This is a genomic window from Mucilaginibacter paludis DSM 18603, assembly GCF_000166195.2.
Classification (GTDB): Bacteria; Bacteroidota; Bacteroidia; order Sphingobacteriales; family Sphingobacteriaceae; genus Mucilaginibacter; species Mucilaginibacter paludis.
In genome coordinates, this window is record NZ_CM001403.1 from 4,429,878 (window position 1) to 4,449,653 (window position 19,776).

The 19,776-nt window shown below is 41.8% G+C and carries 17 protein-coding genes; 8 read left to right on the top strand and 9 right to left on the bottom strand.

What is annotated here, in order from left to right; genetic code table 11:
• Window positions 1-279: 279 nt before the first annotated feature.
• The gene (locus MUCPA_RS39580) at window positions 280-447 is read left to right on the top strand and encodes a transposase (protein ID WP_083839360.1); all 168 of its coding nucleotides are present in this window, start codon (window positions 280-282) and stop codon (window positions 445-447) included.
• A 567-nt stretch (window positions 448-1,014) separates the two neighbouring features.
• Here MUCPA_RS39580 and MUCPA_RS18740 read toward each other — a convergent pair.
• From MUCPA_RS18740 to ileS, 3 genes are read right to left on the bottom strand one after another with little or no spacing between them, the layout of a single operon-like run.
• A complete protein-coding gene (locus MUCPA_RS18740) occupies window positions 1,015-1,620 on the bottom strand; it encodes a lipoprotein signal peptidase (protein WP_008508536.1) in 606 nt (201 codons plus the stop codon).
• 3 nt (window positions 1,621-1,623) lie between these two features.
• Window positions 1,624-2,007, bottom strand: a complete 384-nt coding sequence (locus MUCPA_RS18745) for a TraR/DksA family transcriptional regulator (RefSeq protein ID WP_008508538.1) — start codon at window positions 2,005-2,007, stop codon at window positions 1,624-1,626.
• Window positions 2,007-5,399 (bottom strand): isoleucine--tRNA ligase, encoded by a 3,393-nt coding sequence (gene ileS, locus MUCPA_RS18750; RefSeq protein ID WP_008508539.1) that lies wholly within the window; start codon window positions 5,397-5,399, stop codon window positions 2,007-2,009. The genes MUCPA_RS18745 and ileS overlap by 1 nt, the downstream gene beginning before the upstream one ends.
• Before the next feature lie 344 nt (window positions 5,400-5,743).
• On the opposite strand from ileS, the gene MUCPA_RS18755 reads away from it, so the two are divergent.
• Both MUCPA_RS18755 and MUCPA_RS18760 read left to right on the top strand, forming a co-directional pair.
• A complete protein-coding gene (locus tag MUCPA_RS18755) occupies window positions 5,744-5,947 on the top strand; it encodes a hypothetical protein (protein WP_008508541.1) in 204 nt (67 codons plus the stop codon).
• Between the two features lie 75 nt (window positions 5,948-6,022).
• Window positions 6,023-6,385 carry a hypothetical protein gene (locus MUCPA_RS18760; protein ID WP_157543942.1) on the top strand — a complete coding sequence of 121 codons (363 nt, stop codon included), beginning with the start codon at window positions 6,023-6,025 and terminating at the stop codon, window positions 6,383-6,385.
• Between the two features lie 427 nt (window positions 6,386-6,812).
• Here MUCPA_RS18760 and MUCPA_RS36245 read toward each other — a convergent pair whose 3' ends face one another.
• The 5 genes from MUCPA_RS36245 to MUCPA_RS18785 form a co-directional block, all read right to left on the bottom strand.
• Window positions 6,813-7,337: a hypothetical protein gene (locus MUCPA_RS36245; RefSeq protein WP_008508545.1), complete on the bottom strand. Its 525-nt coding sequence runs from the start codon at window positions 7,335-7,337 to the stop codon at window positions 6,813-6,815.
• A 3-nt stretch (window positions 7,338-7,340) separates the two neighbouring features.
• The gene (locus tag MUCPA_RS18775; RefSeq protein ID WP_008508547.1) at window positions 7,341-8,117 is read right to left on the bottom strand and encodes an SDR family oxidoreductase; all 777 of its coding nucleotides are present in this window, start codon (window positions 8,115-8,117) and stop codon (window positions 7,341-7,343) included.
• Between the two features lie 40 nt (window positions 8,118-8,157).
• Window positions 8,158-8,331: an SDR family NAD(P)-dependent oxidoreductase gene (locus tag MUCPA_RS37130; RefSeq protein WP_008508550.1), complete on the bottom strand. Its 174-nt coding sequence runs from the start codon at window positions 8,329-8,331 to the stop codon at window positions 8,158-8,160.
• A gap of 132 nt (window positions 8,332-8,463) precedes the next feature.
• Entirely contained in the window at window positions 8,464-9,555 is a 1,092-nt protein-coding gene (locus MUCPA_RS18780) for a metallophosphoesterase (protein ID WP_008508551.1), read from the bottom strand.
• Between the two features lie 309 nt (window positions 9,556-9,864).
• On the bottom strand, window positions 9,865-10,722 hold the full coding sequence (locus MUCPA_RS18785; protein ID WP_008508553.1) for a sigma-70 family RNA polymerase sigma factor: 858 nt from the start codon (window positions 10,720-10,722) through the stop codon (window positions 9,865-9,867).
• A gap of 536 nt (window positions 10,723-11,258) precedes the next feature.
• On the opposite strand from MUCPA_RS18785, the gene MUCPA_RS18790 reads away from it, so the two are divergent.
• The 4 genes from MUCPA_RS18790 (at window position 11,259) to MUCPA_RS18805 (ending at window position 16,122) form a co-directional block, all read left to right on the top strand.
• Window positions 11,259-14,288, top strand: coding sequence for a glycosyltransferase family 117 protein (locus MUCPA_RS18790; RefSeq protein WP_008508554.1), 3,030 nt, complete (start codon window positions 11,259-11,261; stop codon window positions 14,286-14,288).
• A 167-nt stretch (window positions 14,289-14,455) separates the two neighbouring features.
• A complete protein-coding gene (locus MUCPA_RS18795; protein ID WP_157543943.1) occupies window positions 14,456-15,211 on the top strand; it encodes a hypothetical protein in 756 nt (251 codons plus the stop codon).
• Between the two features lie 188 nt (window positions 15,212-15,399).
• A complete protein-coding gene (locus MUCPA_RS18800; RefSeq protein ID WP_008508559.1) occupies window positions 15,400-15,615 on the top strand; it encodes a hypothetical protein in 216 nt (71 codons plus the stop codon).
• Between the two features lie 90 nt (window positions 15,616-15,705).
• The gene (locus MUCPA_RS18805; protein WP_233276770.1) at window positions 15,706-16,122 is read left to right on the top strand and encodes a helix-turn-helix domain-containing protein; all 417 of its coding nucleotides are present in this window, start codon (window positions 15,706-15,708) and stop codon (window positions 16,120-16,122) included.
• A 17-nt stretch (window positions 16,123-16,139) separates the two neighbouring features.
• Here MUCPA_RS18805 and MUCPA_RS18810 read toward each other — a convergent pair whose 3' ends face one another.
• On the bottom strand, window positions 16,140-16,784 hold the full coding sequence (locus MUCPA_RS18810) for a response regulator transcription factor (protein ID WP_008508562.1): 645 nt from the start codon (window positions 16,782-16,784) through the stop codon (window positions 16,140-16,142).
• A gap of 102 nt (window positions 16,785-16,886) precedes the next feature.
• On the opposite strand from MUCPA_RS18810, the gene MUCPA_RS18815 reads away from it, so the two are divergent.
• Complete coding sequence (locus MUCPA_RS18815; protein WP_008508563.1) at window positions 16,887-19,769, top strand: CheR family methyltransferase; 2,883 nt, start codon at window positions 16,887-16,889, stop codon at window positions 19,767-19,769.
• Window positions 19,770-19,776: the final 7 nt, after the last annotated feature.

A 19,776-nucleotide genomic window follows, 5' to 3' on the forward strand; every position in this document is an offset into this window, starting at 1 on the left:
TAGTAAAGCTACTCTGCATCTCGAAAGCCATAGGCCCAAGACCCTGATGGTATTTATTTATGGCTTGTTGTAACGGTAAATAATACTAAATAGTCATCCAATAGCAGTTTATCAAATATAGCTACGGTTTTGTATATGGTTAGAAAAGGGAAGCAGCTAATAATAAATCAAAACAACTGAAAATAGAAAGAAAGACTTTATTCGGCTTTATAGAACTTGAAAAGCCATTCTTATTACGGGCAAAGCAGACAAAGGGAATGTAGTTAGTTTTTTAGCTTCATGTTACTGGTTGCCAAACAGGATCACGGTCGAAAGGTGTTTTATGATTTGGACGATGTACCTTATCATCACGCCAAAAGACTAAAGCCAATATTGGAAAGAAATAAGCATCGCTTAAAACTCGTCTATCTCCCGCCCTACTCTCCGGACCTCAATCCGATTGAATGAGTTTGGTGGTATATGTGAAAGAAGACATAACCGCTACGTTCAAAGTCTGGAAGATAGAATCACAAACTTTGATGCGTTCATGCAGCAACTTAAGGTTGAAAACGGAATTGGTCTTAGCTTAATTGTAAATATTTAGTAGACCTTTTAATGGTATTTGTAAAATTACTTTATGTTTTTCACATACTAATGAGGTGTTATTTGTTTTGCTTACACATCCTTGAACTCGCTTGAGGTAATGTTCCCGGCATTTTTAATAGATTTTATGCCACCAAAGCTTCCAGGTACAATTAACGGTTGGCGGTAAAAACAACAACTTTATGGAGAGGGTAGAGGGGAATAGGAGCGTGGGCAACCACCGGAGTTTTTACGGTAAGGCATCCGGCATAGTCATTTTTCAGCTTTTCAAAATAAGGTGAAAACCTAACCCCAATGTAACAGGCCCCGTATGAACTGCAATTTGAAAACAAATTCGACAACTCTTGAGAGGGTTGTCGAATTTTAATATACGAGTAAATCAATTAGCAATAAATAAGTATTCAAACATTGTTATCTGTATATCAACAACAATTATTCTTCTACCATCTCACTATTGATGCTGCTTTCTTCAACCGTTTCGTGTTTAAAGTAGCGTTTTTGATTCAGAAGGATCAGGATAACACCGATAGATATGGCCGAATCGGCCAGGTTGAATATCGGCCTGAAAAATATAAAATCCTCGCCGCCCCAAAATGGCAGCCATTTTGGGAAGTACCCCGAGATGAGCGGGAAATAAAACATATCAATTACACGGCCATGAAAAATAGGGGCGTAATTATAAATAACGCCGTAAAACGTAGAATCGATAATGTTGCCCATGGCACCGGCAAAAATAAGCGATACATTCATGATGAGGCCCCGGTGGTATTTATGCTTTACCAGGTGAACCACACCATAGCCAATGCCGCAAACAGCCACAATGCGGAATAGTGTTAGTGCCAGCTTACCCAGGTCGCCGCCCAGTTCAAGCCCCCAGGCCATGCCATTATTTTCGGTATAATGCAACATGCCACGGTTGCCCATAAACTTAATTTCTTCACCTATATACATATGGTGCTTCACCCAGATTTTGATGATCTGGTCGGCCAGAATGATTAAGGCTGCAATAAAGAAAGGTTTGATATAAGCTACCTTCATTTATTACTGTTTAAGTTTAGCTTCCATGCTTAACGTGGTATGCGGTACTACGCGTAAACGTTCTTTAGGTATTAACTTGCCGGTTTCGCGGCAAATACCGTAGGTTTTGTTTTCAATACGTACCAAAGCGGCTTCCAGTTGTTCGATAAATTTTTTCTGGCGGGCTGCCAACTGGTTAATCTGTTCTTTCTCTAAAGTGGCCGAACCATCTTCTAAGGTTTTATAAGTACCGGCGGTATCATCAGTACCGTTAGAGTTGGGGTTACTTAACGATGAAGCTAAATTATTCAATTCTTCTTTGGCACCCTTCAATTTATCCAGCAGCAGTTGTTTAAACTCTTGCAGCTCCGAATCTGAATATCGGGTTTTTTCGTTTTCTGTCTTCATTATACTTTACTTATAGCAATCAATAATTCAATTTCATCAATCACGATGATGTCGCCGTCATTTATCTGATCATCAAGCACTAAGCTGTCAGCTAATATTTCGGCGCAAATATAGGATAAATTATTTTTCACCGCTTCGCTGATCAGGGGGTGGTTTGTTAAGCGAACATTAATTTTATCCGTTACTTCAAAATTCTTTCCCTTACGCAGATTCTGTATCCGGTTAACTAATTCGCGTGATGTGCCTTCCTGTTTTAACTCGTCTGTTATAGTAACGTCTAAAGCTACGGTTAGTTTGCCTAAATTTGCAACCTGCCATCCCGGTACGTCTTCGGCAATAATCTCAACATCAGTTAACAGTATCGAGTATTGCGTATTGGGTATTGCGATAGAACCCTCGGTCTCAATTTCTGCTATTTGTTCGGCGCTGAAATTGTTAATGGCTTCGGCTACTAATTTCATATCCTTACCCACTTTTTGCCCTAATGCTTTAAAGTTAGGCTTAATCTTCTTTTTAACAAAACCCGCAGTATCTTTAATATACGCTATGTTTTTGATGTTAGTTTCCGAGAGGATCAACTCTTTAACCAATTCAACCTGATGCTCAAAATTCTGATCTAATATAGGCAATAAAATCCGGCCTAAGGGTTGCCTTACATTGATGCCCACTTTTTTGCGGAGCGATAATACCAGCGATGATACATCCTGCGCTAACTGCATACGTTCTTCCAGCGCCTGATCAACCAAATCGCTTTGATAAGCCGGAAAATCGGCTAAGTGTACCGATTCCACAGTTTCCTTTTTGGTGATGCTGTTCAGATCGGTAAATAAGCGTTCGGCAAAAAACGGCGCCACCGGCGACATCAGCTTGGAGATGGTAACCAAACAGGTATATAAGGTTTGGTAGGCTGACAACTTATCGGCCGAATTATCGCTCCTCCAGAAACGGCGGCGGCTTAAACGTACATACCAATTGCTTAAATGTTCATCCACAAAATTCTGGATAGCCCGTGTTGCCTTGGTAGGTTCAAAATCGGCATAAAAGTCGTCAACCTCTTTAGTTAAAGTGTTGAGCAGGGAGATGATCCAACGGTCAATTTCGGGCCTGTCGTTCAGCGCTATTTCTGCTTCGCTGTACGTGAAGTTATCAATGTTGGCGTAAAGCGCAAAGAAAGAATAAGTATTATACAACGTGCCGAAAAACTTACGGCGCACCTCATCCAATCCCTCTAAATTAAATTTCAGGTTATCCCAGGGCGCGGCATTGCTAATCATGTACCAGCGGGCCGCATCAGCGCCATATTTGCTAATGGTTTCAAACGGATCAACGGCGTTGCCTAAACGTTTCGACATTTTGTTGCCGTTTTTATCCAGCACCAATCCGTTCGATACTACATTTTTAAAGGCCACGCCCGGGTTGCCAACCAGAGTGTTCACCGCTTTTACCTCATCGCTGGCTTCGCTCAGCATCACCGCTATGGCGTGCAGGGTAAAAAACCAGCCGCGGGTTTGGTCAACACCTTCGGCAATAAAATCTGCCGGGTAGGCATCGGCAAACTGCTCCTTGTTTTCAAATGGGAAATGCCATTGCGCGTAAGGCATGGCGCCGCTATCAAACCAAACATCGATCAGATCCGGCTCGCGGAACATTTTTTGCCCGGTTGAAGATACCAGGATCACATCATCCACATAAGGGCGGTGCATATCCTCCAGGCGGAATCCTTTCGGCATAAAACCGGCATCCGCAGCAGCGTCAATCTCTTTATTCAATTCGGCAATAGAGCCTATGCATTTCTCTTCCGTCCCATTTTCCTCGCGCCAGATAGGCAGCGGGGTTCCCCAGTACCGTGAGCGCGACAGGTTCCAGTCAACCAGGTTTTCCAACCAGTTACCAAAGCGGCCTGTTCCGGTGCTTTCAGGTTTCCAGTTAATGGTTTTGTTCAACTCAACCAACTTATCCTTAACGGCGGTAGTTTTAATAAACCAGCTATCCAGCGGATAGTATAATATCGGCTCATCTGTACGCCAGGAGTGCGGGTAGCTGTGCTCGTATTTTTTAACGTCGAAAGCCTTGTTATCGGTTTTAAGCTTGATGGATATCAATACATCAGTCGGCTTAAATCCAGCAACTTCGCGTTCTTCTTTGGTGTAATATTCTTCTTTAACGTATAAGCCCGCAAAATCGGTTACTTCGTCTACAAAACGGCCTTGCTTGTTTACCAAAGGTACTTCTTTGCCTGTTTCGTCGTGCACCATTACCGATGGTACGTTGTTTTCTTTACAGGCTCTAAAGTCGTCCGCGCCAAAAACAGAAGCGGTATGCACTATACCTGTACCATCTTCGGTAGTCACAAAATCGGCGGGTATAACACGGAAGGCATTTTTTTCCAGATCATCGTTGGTTACATAAGGCATCAACTGATGATAGTGTAAGCCAACCAGGTCGCTGCCTTTAAAATTAGCTTCAACCGTCCATGGGATAATTTTATCGCCATCCTTATAATCGGCAAACGGCGCATTCTCGCCTTCGGCCTTAAAATATTTGCTCACCAATACCTTGGCCAATACCACGCTAACGGGCAGGTAGGTATAAGGGTTAAATGTTTTTATTTTAACATAGTCGATGTTTTCGCCAACGGCCAAGGCACAGTTTGATGGCAAAGTCCACGGTGTAGTGGTCCAGGCCAATATCACGGTATCTTCGTCGGCTTCGCTGAACAATACCGGCATCAGCGGATGTTGCTGATCGGCCTTTAAATGGAACTGAGCCACAATGGTGGTATCCTTCACCATTTTATAGGTGCCGGGCTGGTTTAGTTCGTGCGAGCTTAACCCCGTGCCCGATTTTGGCGAATACGGCTGCACCGTATAGCCTTTATACAGCCATCCTTTTTTATATAATTCGCTCAGTATCCACCAGAGCGATTCGATGTATTCGTTTTTGTAAGTAATATACGGGTCGTTCAGGTCAACCCAATAACCCATTTTTTCGGTCAGGTCGTTCCAAACGTCGGTATAGCGCATTACCTCCTTACGGCAGGCTTCATTATAATCGTGGATAGAGATCTTTTTACCGATATCGTCCTTAGTGATGCCTAACGATTTTTCTACAGCCAGCTCAATAGGCAAGCCGTGGGTGTCCCAGCCGCCTTTACGTTTAACCTGGTAGCCCTTTAACGTTTTGTAACGGCAAAAAATATCTTTAATAGAACGGGCCATAACGTGGTGAATCCCCGGCATGCCATTGGCCGACGGCGGACCTTCATAAAAAGTGTAGGGCTTGCTGGCCGGCCTGCTACTGATACTTTTCTCGAATATGTTGTTCTGTTTCCAAAATTCCAGAACCTCGTTACCTATTTGCGACAGATTTAGCTGCTTATATTCCTTGTACATCAATACGTTTACGTCAAATTTAAAGAGGTGCAAATTTAAGGAATATAATATAAAAAGGGGAAGTTTTTTGGTGTTTATGCTGGTGCGGCTTATGGTTTTTTGGCAGTCTGCAGGTTCATTGATCGATAGTTCATCAACGGCTTAACCATTTATCGGTTATCAAACAATTAAAGTGTTTAGGGCGTTGCCTTCGGTCCGGGCTATCCATTACAAGTCCTCGCTCCGCTCCGGGCTCATTCCTATCCCTAACGCAGGAAGACGAAATAAAAAAGCAGAACTCCGCATACAAAAACAAAAACAAAATTGAATATTTTAAATTCGGCGCCAAAAACTACCTTTGCGCCATGAATCCCCAATACCGCAAACCGCTTATTTTATTTGTAGCCAGTTTTATACCTGTTGTAGCCGGTATGGCCTGCAAGGTAATGCATTGGTTGCCCGTAAGCGCCGGCGGAACATTATTTGGCGCGGGTATGCTGGTGCAGCTGTTTTCAATTTTGTGGCTGATAGCGGTGATATTGAAGCCACGGAAAAAAAATCAGGTTTAGGATAAAAGGAATTTTAAACAGGCGATTACCGGGATGGATCGCTATACAATAAGTACAACATTTTACCTTACCTAAATGAAAATAGTTGTCATGCTTATAGCTTTAATGGCCCTTTGCTCAGTAACTTTTGCCCAGTCAGGTAAAAAAACAGCTGGTTCCGGGCTGGTTTCAAAAAGCGTTAATGCATCAAAGCCTACAAAAAAACATCGGTTTGTCATTATTATCAGATCATACAACAATGAATACCTGGCGGATACCACCGAAAAAGGGAAGAATTTTCTTAAATTGATCAATCCTTTGTGGGTAAGCCGCGTGGATATGATATATCCGAAAGGCAAAACAGGGTTGTATGTTGGTGGGGGAATGGCTATTACGATTAATGATGAAAAATACCCAAATGCCCTCCGGATACTGATGCCACATTTAACCAAGCAATAATGAGACGGGTTTAAAAAGTATAAAGCAAACGCGTTATAACAGAAATTAACCAATAACGATTTATACAGAGCGGAAATGCTCAGGTGCGATTGCTTGACGCCTGCGTTACAAGTTTGCTTTAACCCGTTCCACAGAAGTAGTATATAGGGAGCACCTCACGGAGCTTAAAAAAACAATTTCCTTTTGCTATAAACAGGCCACTCCTAACGGAGTGAACTTTGGATTTTTGCTCCGTAGGAGCATCCTGTTTATAGTAACGCAATATAACCAGGCTCCGTGAGGTGCCTCCTTGGCTAACAGTACCCTTTCTCATTTTACCCATCAAGCGACTGCAAAAATTCCGTAAAGACGCGGGGCGGAGGTTGTAGTATGCTAATCCCACGACAACCTTTTATCACGATAATTCTGGTCATTCCGGGTTATAATTTCACTCTTCCCGGGGCCCAAAATGCGGCTTAGGATAAAACCTGACCTTTTTCTGTTTAAACTTTTTTGTTTGCGCGTTTAACACCCATACTTCGGGTGTGGTAGCCGTCATGTAATCATTCAGTAAATGATCCTTGGGTGGTGGATTTACAATCACCATTAAACTGTTTCTTCTAAAACTGCAACCACGACTTGAGAATGGCGCATCATAAATTTTGCCATCTTCCAAATCAATGATCGCGCTTTCCCGGCAGTCCGATCCGCATCCCCACTCTACAAAACTATAGTGCCCGGCAAAATTCAATTTGTTCTTTTTATAACCATTCCTGATCACCGTCCGGTAAAGCTTCATTTTCGGATAGCTTTTAAAATCAATTGTAGCTACCTTACCTGTGTAAATATTGTCGATCTTATAAGTGTTAAATGCGGGTAAGTATACCTTTATTTTCCTGACAGGCTCATCTTGTGCGAAACTGATTGTTGTATTAATTCCCAAAAACAAACTGAGTAAAAGGTTCCGTATCATCTCCTAATAAATCCCCCTATTACTCCCACCATCAACCGGAATGGTAGTCCCGGTAATATAAGCTGCTTGTTCTGATGCTAAAAAAGCCACCACGGCGGCCAGTTCTTCCGGCTTACCTATGCGCCCGGCGGGGATATTTTTTGTTTTTTGTTTGAGGGCTTCTTCCGGGTTACCTGCGGGCAGGGTTTCTTTGATGCGATCCGTAAGGATAAGGCCGGGTGCAACATTATTTACCGTAATACCATAAGGCGCAACCTCGTCGGCCAGTAGTTTGGCCATCCCCACTACGCCCATCCGCATACTGGTAGAGAGCACCGAATTATCCATTACCGATTTAACCGAGGCGCTAATGATGTTGATAATTCGCCCGCCACCGGCCTGCCGCATGTACGGAACTACCAGGCGGCTGGTACGTACAACACTGAGCAGGTTTTGGTTAAAGGTGGCCAGCCATTGCTCATCATCAAAGCTTTCAAATTTATTAAAGGGCGGCCCGCCTGCATTGTTCACCAAAATATCGATGGTGCCAAATGCCTTAATGGTTTCAATCACTATATTTTGCAATTGATCGGGCTGAGTTACATCTACCGGGACGGCTATCACGTTAACCTGCCGCGTTGAAGCTATAATTTCGGCAGCTGTTTTTTCCAGCTCCTGCTTATCGCGTGAGCCAATTACCACACTCGCGCCTTCGTTGGCCAAAGTAGTTGCAATGGCACGGCCAAGCCCTTTGCTGGCGGCTAATACCAGGGCTACTTTGTATTGTATTTTTAAATCCATAAGGGAGGAGATGTTTATAAACGAAGATAGCGAATGACATTTAAATCATCGCTGGTATAAACATTTCGGCAGCTGTTTTTTCCAGCTCCTGCTTATCGCGTGAGCCAATTACCACACTCGCGCCTTCGTTGGCCAAAGTAGTTGCAATGGCACGGCCAAGCCCTTTGCTGGCGGCTAATACCAGGGCTACTTTGTATTGTATTTTTAAATCCATAAGGGAGGAGATGTTTATAAACGAAGATAGCGAATGACATTTAAATCATCGCTGGTATAAACCGATCTTATTTCTCTGGTTGAGACTAAGTTATCGGGATGGATGGATGGATGGAAATGAAAAAGCCTTCCTTCAAAGCGAATCAATTAGTTCTTTCAGCGTAATCTCTTCCAACACTATCCTAACCGGAACCTGGTTATGGTATGCCCATTTAATCAGCCTGATGTATCCTCCGGCTATTTCTATCCCGGTAATATCGCCATCATCAAAACAACAGCAGCCGCTGTTAAAGTAACCTGGCTTATAGCCCAAAAAATCGGGAGCCGGGCTATTTTTTCTGATGCGCTTGTTAATCTCCTGCTCCATTTCTTTCACTACGTCCACATCGTGGCTGGCCCGGGCCAGTTCCATTTGCCTGTACAACCTTTCCAAGTGTGTTAACGATTCAAAAACCGGTTGATGGGTATGCCCTGTAATAAGCAGCAAGCCGGGTTGCCGGGCGCTCCATTGGTACATCATGTTGTTATGGATGGTTTTTAGATGATCATCCACGGATGGGGTGTTCAGGTTTAGCTCCAGGTACATTTGCAAGGGGCCCCACACATTGGCAATAAACCATTTACTGAACCAGTTGCCATCGCTTTGCAAATCGCCCTGGTGCCCATGTGTTAAAAATATCTGCAGCGGTTTGCCATCAATATCGGTTTGCAATATGGCGCCCTCGTAAATGTTTATTTTTTGCCCGTAAATCCGTTCGAGAAAGATGGGTGCGAGCGGATCGTTGTCCCAATAAAGATCATGGTTGCCAAAAATTTTCACAAAGGCGTTCCTGGTTGCAAAGTTTTTTTCGCGGGCAAAGCTCTGGCTGTTTTTTCGTTTTACCTTGGCAATGTTATTCTCCCATAGTTCTTCGCCATCTCCTAAATTGATATAGGTAAAATTGTTTTGGTTATAATACTCCAGTGCGGCAATGTAGTTTTGTTCGGCCGTCGCAAAAATATCCGACCCATTTTTGGTTCCTTTATGTTGATCTGAGAAGATAATGAACTGCTGCTGCGGGCCGAAACTCATCACAGGGCCTTTCTTTCCCGGATTGGTGAGGATATTTTGTTTGAGCTCGGTTAATGCCGTAAATACACGCCCGGCATCGGGCCTGGAATCATATTTCTCAGCTAAGCGGCCTATAGGTTTGGCGAGCAGTTTTTTTAAAAATTGATGAACCATGACCACTGATTTGAGGATGATTATTTTGATTACACTGATTTTTTGATTGTTATGACGTTTAAAATTAGTGTGCGACAAGCCGAATCAATCAGCAGGACATAAAAAAGAGCAGAATGTTTTGACCACTGATTTTAAATGATTTATTTGATTAGGCTGATTTTTGATTCCTGTGATGTTTAAGATTAGTATGCGGCAAGCCAAGTCAATCAGTGTAATCATATCAAATCATTTAAATCAGTGGTTAACGGTCAGTGCATAAAAAAAGAGCAGAATGTTCTTCTGCTCTTTTTTATCTGTGTTATCACTGATTTATAAATACGACTGCAACAGGTTGCTCCTTGAAGTGTGGCGCAAACGTTGTAAGGCTTTATCTTTAATCTGGCGAACACGTTCGCGGGTAAGGTTATATTTTTCGCCGATCTCCTCTAACGAGAGTGGGTAGTTATTACCTAAACCGAAGAACAATACAATAACCTCGCGTTCGCGCTCAGCTAAAGTAACCAGCGAGCGCATAATTTCTTGTGAAAGTGATTCTTCCATCAGGTAATCATCGGTTGTAGGCTCGTTGTTTTGCAATACATCCAGCAGGGTATTTTCTTCACCTTGTACAAAAGGCGCATCCATAGACACATGGCGGCCAGAGTTGCTTAATGAATCGCAAATTTTATCTTCGGTAGTTTCCAATATATCGGCCAATTCGGCTTGCGATGGCTCACGTTCGTATTGCTGCTCTAACTTAGAGAATGCCTGACGGATTTTGTTTAATGATCCGATCTGGTTTAATGGTAAACGCACAATACGCGATTGCTCGGCAACGGCCGAAAGGATAGACTGACGGATCCACCATACAGCGTACGAAATAAATTTAAATCCTTTGGTTTCATCAAAACGTTTGGCGGCCTTAATTAAACCTAAGTTACCTTCGTTAATTAAATCGCCCAGGGTAAGGCCCTGGTTTTGGTACTGCTTGGCTACAGATACAACAAAGCGCAGGTTAGTTTTTGTTAGGCGCTCTAAGGCCGCCTGGTCCCCTTCCCTGATTTTTTGTGCCAGTATAACTTCTTCATCAGCAGTTATCAAATCTACTTTGCCAATTTCGGTCAGGTATTTATCCAATGACTGAGATTCGCGGTTGGTAATGGATTGGGATATTTTGAGTTGTCTCATTTGTTAAAATAAATGAATAATTGATTGTACCTGATAGTTTGTACAATGTACTAAATAACTTTTATTATAGAAGTATTAACGGAATTAATTATATTAAAATTGTTTAACCAATAACACTTATTATCTATTTGACACAATCGTGAATAATTCCCTCCGCTTACAAACAATCTTACCTGATTAACCCTGCGAAAAATCGTGCTGAATTTCTGAATTGGGCGCTTTAAAAATTTATGTAATTAGTATGTTTAACGTATAACTATCCTAAATTGTTTTGTGGGTGCAAAGGTATGTTTAATAAATTAATTTATCAACACAAATTAAATGGTAAATTGTGGAAAAGATTTTTCCATGACACTGTCATCTTATCAACATAAATAATACTTTTTTTACTTATTAATGTGGGCATAGTGCAAATGTTAAAAGGTGGCCGGTTTTAGTTAAATGTTGTTAAAACGTGTTAAATATCAAGTGCTTTAACGGAATAAAACTGAAATTGGTTGCAATAAAAATATGGTAAAACTATACGCTCAACCAAAATGCGGTACAAAAAAATAAACAACGGCTTAGGCTGGCTTTGCTTTGCGATAGCTACGGCTACTTACATTTTAACGCTCGAACCATCAGTCAGCTTTTGGGATTGCGGCGAATTTATCTCCTGCGCCTTCAGATTACAGGTGTCTCATCAGCCTGGATACCCTCTGTTCGCCATGTTGGGTAAAGCCTTTTCCCTGCTCTCTATGGGCGACCGCACCAAGGTGGCTTATTGCACCAATCTGATGTCGGCGCTGGCCAGCGCCGCTACCATTATGTTCTTGTTTTGGACTATTACGGCGTTTGCAAAAAAACTAATATTGGAAAAAAATCACCGGCTAAGTCAAACTAATACGATGCTGATTATGGGGGCCGGTGTGATAGGAGCAGGAGCTTTTACCTTTACCGATACTTTTTGGTTTTCGGCCGTCGAGACCATTGTATTCGCATTGTCGTCGCTTTGCACGGCGGTAGTTTTCTGGGCCATTTTAAAATGGGATGCTCAGGCCGCGGAGCCGGGTTCTGACAAATGGATTGTCCTGATAGCTTACATCATCGGATTATCCATCGGTATACATCTGCTTAATTTATTAACTATCCCTGCTATCGCTATGGTATATTACTTCCGAAGGTACAGCCGGATTAATTTTAAAAGCGGTGTAGTTGCTTTTTTAATCAGTATTGCTATATTGGCCTTTGTACAGTTTGGTGTGCGGGGGTATACTATCCACATTGCGGCTTATTTCGATCTGTTCTTCGTAAATACGCTCGGCATGGCTTTTGGCAGCGGCGCGCTTACCTTTTTCGTATTATTAATTGGTGCATTAGTATACGGTATTGTGTATAGCATCCGCCGCCAAAAACCAATGCTAAACCTGGCTTTATTATGTATTGCGTTTATCTATTTAGGATACAGTTCATTCGCCTATATTCCCATCCGTGCGGCGGCCAATACCAACCTCAACAATACTCATCCGGATAATGCCTTTACTTTGTATAGTTACCTTAACCGGACACAATACGGCGAAACACCCCTGTTATCGGGCCCATACTTTGACGCAAAGATTATTGACCAGGCCGAAGGCAACCCCATTTACCGGAAGGGAAAAACGAAATATGAGCAAGCTGGCAAACGGGTAAGCTATACCTACGACCATATCAGCCTGCTGCCACGCATCTGGAGCACCGAGCAGGACCCGCAGTATGCTGCCAACGTACAGTTTTATAAACAATTTTTGGGCATGGCCGATGGACAATCGCCAAAATTTGCCGATAATATGAGCTGGTTGTTTAACTGGCAACTTTACCAGATGTATGCCCGCTACTTTTTATGGAACTTTGTGGGGCGCTATAACGACCTGGACGGGCAGCAGAATGCCAAGGCCATTAACGGCAACTGGACCAGTGGTATTTTTGATGGCGGCAAACATTTACCCCGGTCGGTTACCAATAGCATCAACTATACGCCTTTGTATGCCGTTCCGTTTGTGTTGGGAATATTCGGGATGGTTTACCATTTCAGGCAGAAAAAACGCGATGCGCTTATTATTGCCTTGCTTTACTTTTTTACGGGCATTGCCATAGTGCTGTATGTTAACCAAACATCCTTGCAGCCGCGCGAACGCGATTACTCTTACGTAGGTTCATTTTACGCCTTCGCCATTTGGATAGGGCTGGGGGTTATAGCACTTGCCGAGATGTTTCGTAAAAAAATGAATGCACGGTTTGCGGTAATGGGGTCTTTTGTAATTTGTTTAATAGTGCCCGTATTGCTGGCTACCAAAGAGTGGCGCAGTCACGACCGGTCGACCAAGATGACACCGCATGATATGGCCTATAATTTTTTAATATCGTGCCCCCAAAACGCAATCCTGTTTACCTATGGCGATAATGATACCTACTCGTTGTGGTATGATCAGGAGGTTGAAGGCATCAGGCCGGATGTGCGCATTGTTTGCCTGAGCTTGTTTAGTAGTGATTGGTATATTCACCAGATGCAGGGTACAATGAATCAATCTGCCCCGCTACCCATTACCCTCAGCTTCGATCAGTATAAGGACGGCGTACGCGATGTAATTTATTATAACGATGCACACATAGCCGGGCCGGTTGAGGTGAAGGATGTTTTTGATTTTATTACCTCTGATGATAGCCGCACTAAAGTTGAATACCAAAATGGTGAGAGCCTGAATTACCTGCCCACCAAAAATTTAAAACTGACTATTAACGCGGATGAACTTATTAAAAAAGGCGTAGTTAAGCCGGATCAGAAAGACAAGCTTGCTAAAACGATGGAATGGAAGTTTAACGGAAACTACCTGACCAAAGATAACCTGGCCATATTGGATATACTGGCGCATAATAACTGGGAAAGGCCCATTTGTTTTACTGCAACCATGAACACAGAGAGCATGGCAGGCCTGCAACCCTATTTATATAAGGAGGGCTTTACTTACCGGTTGATTCCCTTAAAGCCTGATACCACGGTACAAGATCAATATAGCAAAACCAATAGCCTGGTGATGTATCACAACGTGATGGGTAAGTTTAAATACGGTAACTATAAGCACGCCCGTAACCTCGATAATGTATCAACCCAGCAGTTTTACGAAGTAATGGAAACAACCTTTATTAACCTTGCGCAAGGGTTGATTAAAGATGGCTACCCGCAGCTGGCGCTCAATGCCTTGCACCAATTTGACGCGCAAATGCCAGATATTAATCCCGATATTGATACGGCAAGCAAAAAATATTTTCTGGCCGAAACTGCCTACCGGCTGCATGATGCCGCCTTGGGCGGCAGGTATATTAAAAGTGTTAACGATTATATCACCGATCAGCTGGATTATAACTACGCCCTGCTTCAGCATAATCAACAGGAGGGGCTCAATATTCGGGATATACAAATATCAATGTCGTTATTAAGCGCCATGGTTGATACCACCAAAAATAATAACGAAACCCAATTAAGCGGACAGTTGTATGCCCGGTTGAAAGATTATAGCAGTAAGTTTTCTGTATTGCAGCAAAGATAGCACAAGCCCAAAACCCAATTAACAATGAAAAAGCTTTTAGAGAAATCTGAAGGCTTTTATTTTTTATGCCCGCATTAAAACCAGAGTACGCTATTAGCACGTAATTGATGGTAGAACAAAGTGTATCAGGCTTTGTTAATGATTTTGTACAAAACATTGTAAAACCCATGAAAAAATTAATATTTACTTTAAGCATCGCCCTTGCCGGGGTGCTGGCAGCTAAAGCGCAAAGTACGGATAGCGTAAAAAGCAACAGTTGGTTTAAACATAACGTAGCCGGAGCGGCACAAATACAGGTAACCTACCGCAAAAGCAACCTCAATCAGTTAAATGCGGCGCTTAATAAAAATGGTTTCCCTTCGTTATCAGAAAACAGCATCTGGATTAATGCTTCCATGAGCCATATTCACCAAAAATGGCTATTTGAGGATGGTATAGGCTTTACACCACTTTCAACCTCGGAAGTTAACAATATAAAGGCAAGATATAACCAGTACCAGGTATATTTTAGGGCGGGTTATGATATCTCAAAAAACGCAGATTTTAGATTGTACCCTTTTGCCGGCATTAATTTATCGGGGGCAGTACTTAACATACAGGACAAGGCCCGCCAGGAAAATGTAAACGATTTTTCGCAGGAGTTATTGAACAGTACATCAAGCAAAACCCTTTATCAGCCTAATTTTGGTATTGAACTGGGTGCCGGTTTTGATTATTTAATCAAGATGAAAACCAAACAAATGGATTGTTTCCAGATCCAAAGGAGTATCCCGGTAGGTTTAAGGCTCGGCTACTATATTAATGCTTCGGCAGGCGATTGGAAAATAGATAGCTACACGCTTTCAAACGGGCCCGGTAACAAACAAAGTGCAGTTTTTGTGTCCTTTAATATTGGCTTGGGCTACATGATCAGGAAGCAATAAAGTTGCGCGTTGGATAGGATTTGAAGCTAAACGGTTTGTTAGTACAGCTGATGTTGGGCTTGGCAGCAGCTGTATTACACCATAATATAAAACACGTATTTATAACACCGCAAATCCGTATAAATTACATTGACAGGTAAAAGCTATACGCCCATTTTTGTTTTATAATCTATATAAAACAAAGTGTTATGCAAATAGCCGCCGGGAAAATTTCTTATTATTGTTTTAATAGTAATTGCAAAAGTTCTGTGTTTTATCTGAGAACAACAAAAGTTACCGATTTGCCCTTTGAAGTTAACTTGCTTACCGAAAAGCATAGCTGTGAAGCTTGTGGTCATGAGTTAACGTCGTTACTAAATATCGAAATCAAAAAAGCTTTTCTGGATGCCTTTCTGGGTATTTAAAATAACTGTCCTTACTCCTTTTACCAACATGATATCTTGCTGAAATATATTTAGCCCGTGGTTAACTTTGTATATTTGTTATATATCAGTATGTTTATCTTACCAAATGGTAATTATCGTTTGGTAAGTACTATTCCAATCTTAAATTTCATAACCATGCAGGAGCTGGGTAAAAACATTAAGTTGCTAAGGCACGAAAAAGGATGGTCGCAAAGTGATTTTGCAGCTAAGTTAGGTATATCTGTACCCGCTTTTTCAAAAATTGAAAACGGACTAACTGATCTGCATTTATCAAGATTGAATAATATCGCTAAAATATTAGATATGTCGATAGTTGAGCTGCTATCATTTCAAAAGTCTGTTAGAAATAATGATGCTAACGAGCTCGACTCTGCCAAAGAGAGTATTAAAAACTATATGGAGCAGATACTTAACCTGCAAAAGCAGGTGATTTTACTCCACGAAGAAATTCGTAAGCTTAGTAAGGCGCCTAAAGACGTTCTTTAGCATCTAAACCCCTCTTGTTATTTAATTAAACCATTTTGTAAGGCAAATCTGATTAGTGAAGGCGTGTTTTTAACGCCTGTTTTTTCAATCAGGTTTTGCCGGTGCCCTTCTACGGTGCGCCTGCTGGTAAATAGCTTATCGGCAATTTCGTTGTTTGTATAACCTTCTGATATTAAATCAAGTACCTCTTTCTCTCTTTCCGATAGTTCTATAGCTATTATTGTTTTATGAGGCTCGTTAATGGGTGAGTATCCCGAGAGTTTATCAAGCAATTTAAAAGTAAGCTCCATACAGATGTACTTGCCACCGTCGGCAACATGCCTTAGCCCAAACAAAAGCTCATCCTTATTGATGCTTTTAAGCAGGTAGCCGTGGGCCCCGGCGGTAATGGCTTCGATTACATAATTTTCATGATCAAGCATTGACAGAATCACGGTAGGCATATTAGCTTTCATTTCTTTAATCAGGCCAAGGCCGTTTAGCCCGGGCATGTTCATGTCGGTTAGTATCAGGGTAGCACTATTTCCCTCTGCAAGCCATGATAGTACCTCGTTGCCATTTTTAGCCTCGAAAACTACTTCCATATCCGCTTCATTATCTAAAATGGATTTGATACCGTTCCGTACGATATTATGATCCTCAGCTAAAATTATTTTGATCAATTGCTGCCTTTTATCTATTAATATCCAAACCTATTGATTGTTTTACATAATTTTACTTACGCACATTAAAATATCATTTTAAGAAATATATCTATAGGTTACATGGCTAAAGTAAATAAAAATAAGCTGTTTCCGGTTATCGGGATGGGCGGTTCGGCTGGATCCTTCCAGGCGTTCGAGACCTTTTTTAAGCATATGCGCCCCGATAGCGGAATGGCATTTATTATCATTATGCATCTGGGCCCCAATCAAAAAGGTAGTATTGTGCAATTATTTCAAAATTATACCTCAATGCCCGTTTTGGAGGCCGTTGATGGGATGGTTATTGAACCCGACAGTGTTTACATTATTCCGCCGAATGCCGATTTGGGGATACACAACCATAAATTATTGATTTTAAAACCGGCAAAACTTAGCGGGTACCGCATGCCTATAGACTATTTTTTGCAGAGCCTTGCCGAAGATCAATGGAATAAGGCAGTTGCTATTATTTTCTCGGGTATGGGATCCGATGGGGAAACCGGTGTAAGGATGATCAAAGAAAAATTGGGTATGGCTATGGCGCAGGATCCGGACACGGCGCAATACCCAAGCATGCCGGTAAGCGCTATAGAAACTAACCTTGTTGATTATGTATTATCGCCAGAGGAAATGCCAGATAAGCTTTTACAATATATCAACCATCCGGTTTTAGCCGACGATTCTGACGAGCAATCCATCAGCGAAATTAAAAATGCTAATTCGATACAAAAGATTATGATGCTGTTGCGCTCGCATACCGGGCACGATTTTTCTTTATATAAAAAAAGTACCATCACGCGGCGCATTGATCGCCGCATAGCTTTTCATCAACTGCCAAACTATGGCCAATATGTGAATTACCTGCGTGATAACCCCCATGAAATTGATGTTCTGTTCCACGAACTATTAATAGGTGTTACCAAGTTTTTCAGGGATATACAGGCTTATGAGGCCCTGCAAAAAAGCCTGCATCCGCTGTTAAGCAGAAAAGCAGATGGCGAGCCAATCCGGGTTTGGATAGCAGGCTGCTCAACCGGCGAGGAAGCTTATTCGATAGCTATTCTGATTACAGAATATATTAAAACATTAACCAGCGTACACATCCCTAAAGTGCAAATTTTTGCGACCGATTTGGATATGAATGCCATTGAACATGCCCGTACCGGTATTTACAGGAGCAATATCGTGGCCGATGTATCGCCCGAGCGGATTGAGAACTTTTTTATTAAAAATGAGGAATGGTACACTGTAAAAAAAGAACTGCGTGAGATGATTGTTTTTGCGCAGCATAACATTTTAAAAGACGCACCATTTACCAAGCTCGATTTGCTATGCTGCCGCAATGTAATGATCTATCTTACTGCCGAATTACAGCAAAAAATTATTCCGGTATTCCATTATTCGCTTAACGTAAAGGGGCTGTATTTTATGGGCCCCGCTGAAACCTTAGGCGGTTTTAGTGATATGTTTACAACCATTGATTCTAAATGGAAGATATTTGAACGCAAAGATGGCGCATCCTTTTTTGGCAAAATGGCCGACTTTCCTTTTCATACCGCCAGGCAGCCCATCATACCCAATAAAGTTGATATGACTGACAGCTCTCCCCGCAAAAAAACATTAGGCGAAATATTTAATCAGGTACTGATAGACCATTATACACCGACATCGATATTAATTAACGATAAAGGGGATATTGTATACAGCAACGGTAAAACCGGCCGTTACCTTGAGTTGCCTGCTGGCGAAGCCGTGATGAATATCTATCAGATGGCCCGCGAGGAGTTAAGATACGTTTTAAGTAATGCTATTCATCAATCAGTTACACAAAAAGGGCCTGTTACTATTAACGATATTAAGTTAAAAGAAGAGCAATACATCAGGCTGGTTAATATTAAAATTAACTTTTTAGAAAACACGCCGCTACAAGGTTTAATATTAGTGATTTTTGAGGATAAGGGCCAGTTAAAAAAGAGCAAACGAAATGCCCCGGAAAAGCTAAGCAGCCGCGATGCGCTGGTGGAAGAAATGGAGAAGGAGCTGATTTATACTAAACAACAGCTGTATACCACCATAGAGCAGATGGAGACCTCGCTTGAAGAACTAAAATCAACCAATGAGGAATTGCAGAGTACCAATGAAGAATTGCAAAGCACTAATGAGGAGGCCTTAACCACTAAAGAGGAAATGCAGTCGCTAAACGAAGAACTGATGACCATCAACATGCAATACCAGATGAAGGCCGATCAACTCACTTTGTTGAATAACGACATGAAAAACATGTTGGACAATACGGAAATAGGTACCATTTTTTTAGATAACAACCTGGATATATTGCGTTTTACCCCGCAAATAAAAAAGCTGTTTAATGTAATACCCAGCGATGTGGGCCGGTCTATCACCCATATTGTATCTAATTCCGACTATCCATCCATTGAAAGCGATATCCGCGAGGTGATAGAAAGGTTAACGGTTAAGGAGGTGGAAATTAAAACCAAATTAAAGGAGTGGTATAACTTGCGGATAATGCCCTATCGCACTATTGATAATTTTATTAACGGCGCGGTTTTAACCATTAACCGTATTACACCATATAAGCAGCTGGAAAACACCTTGCATGTGATTATGAAATATATGGAACATTATATTGATGTGATAGAAGATGGAGTAGTGATACTTGATAAAAATTTGATTATTGTTAGAGCTAATCAACACTCTGTTGATATGCTGGCTGCCTATAAGTCTGATATTGTTGGCTTGCCTTTCAGCCAGGTTATTCCAGTTGAGTGGCGAAGCAAACAGATGGACTACCTGTTACAGCAATGTACCAAGACAACGGTTAGCACCGAGGTTGAATATGGTGCAGGCAAAGCAAAAAACGTAAAGTTAACTGTAACAGCATCTCCTTACCCCGATCGTAACAGCAAAGAGATATTTGTAAATTTAATTTTTACAAAAAATTAGAAGGAGG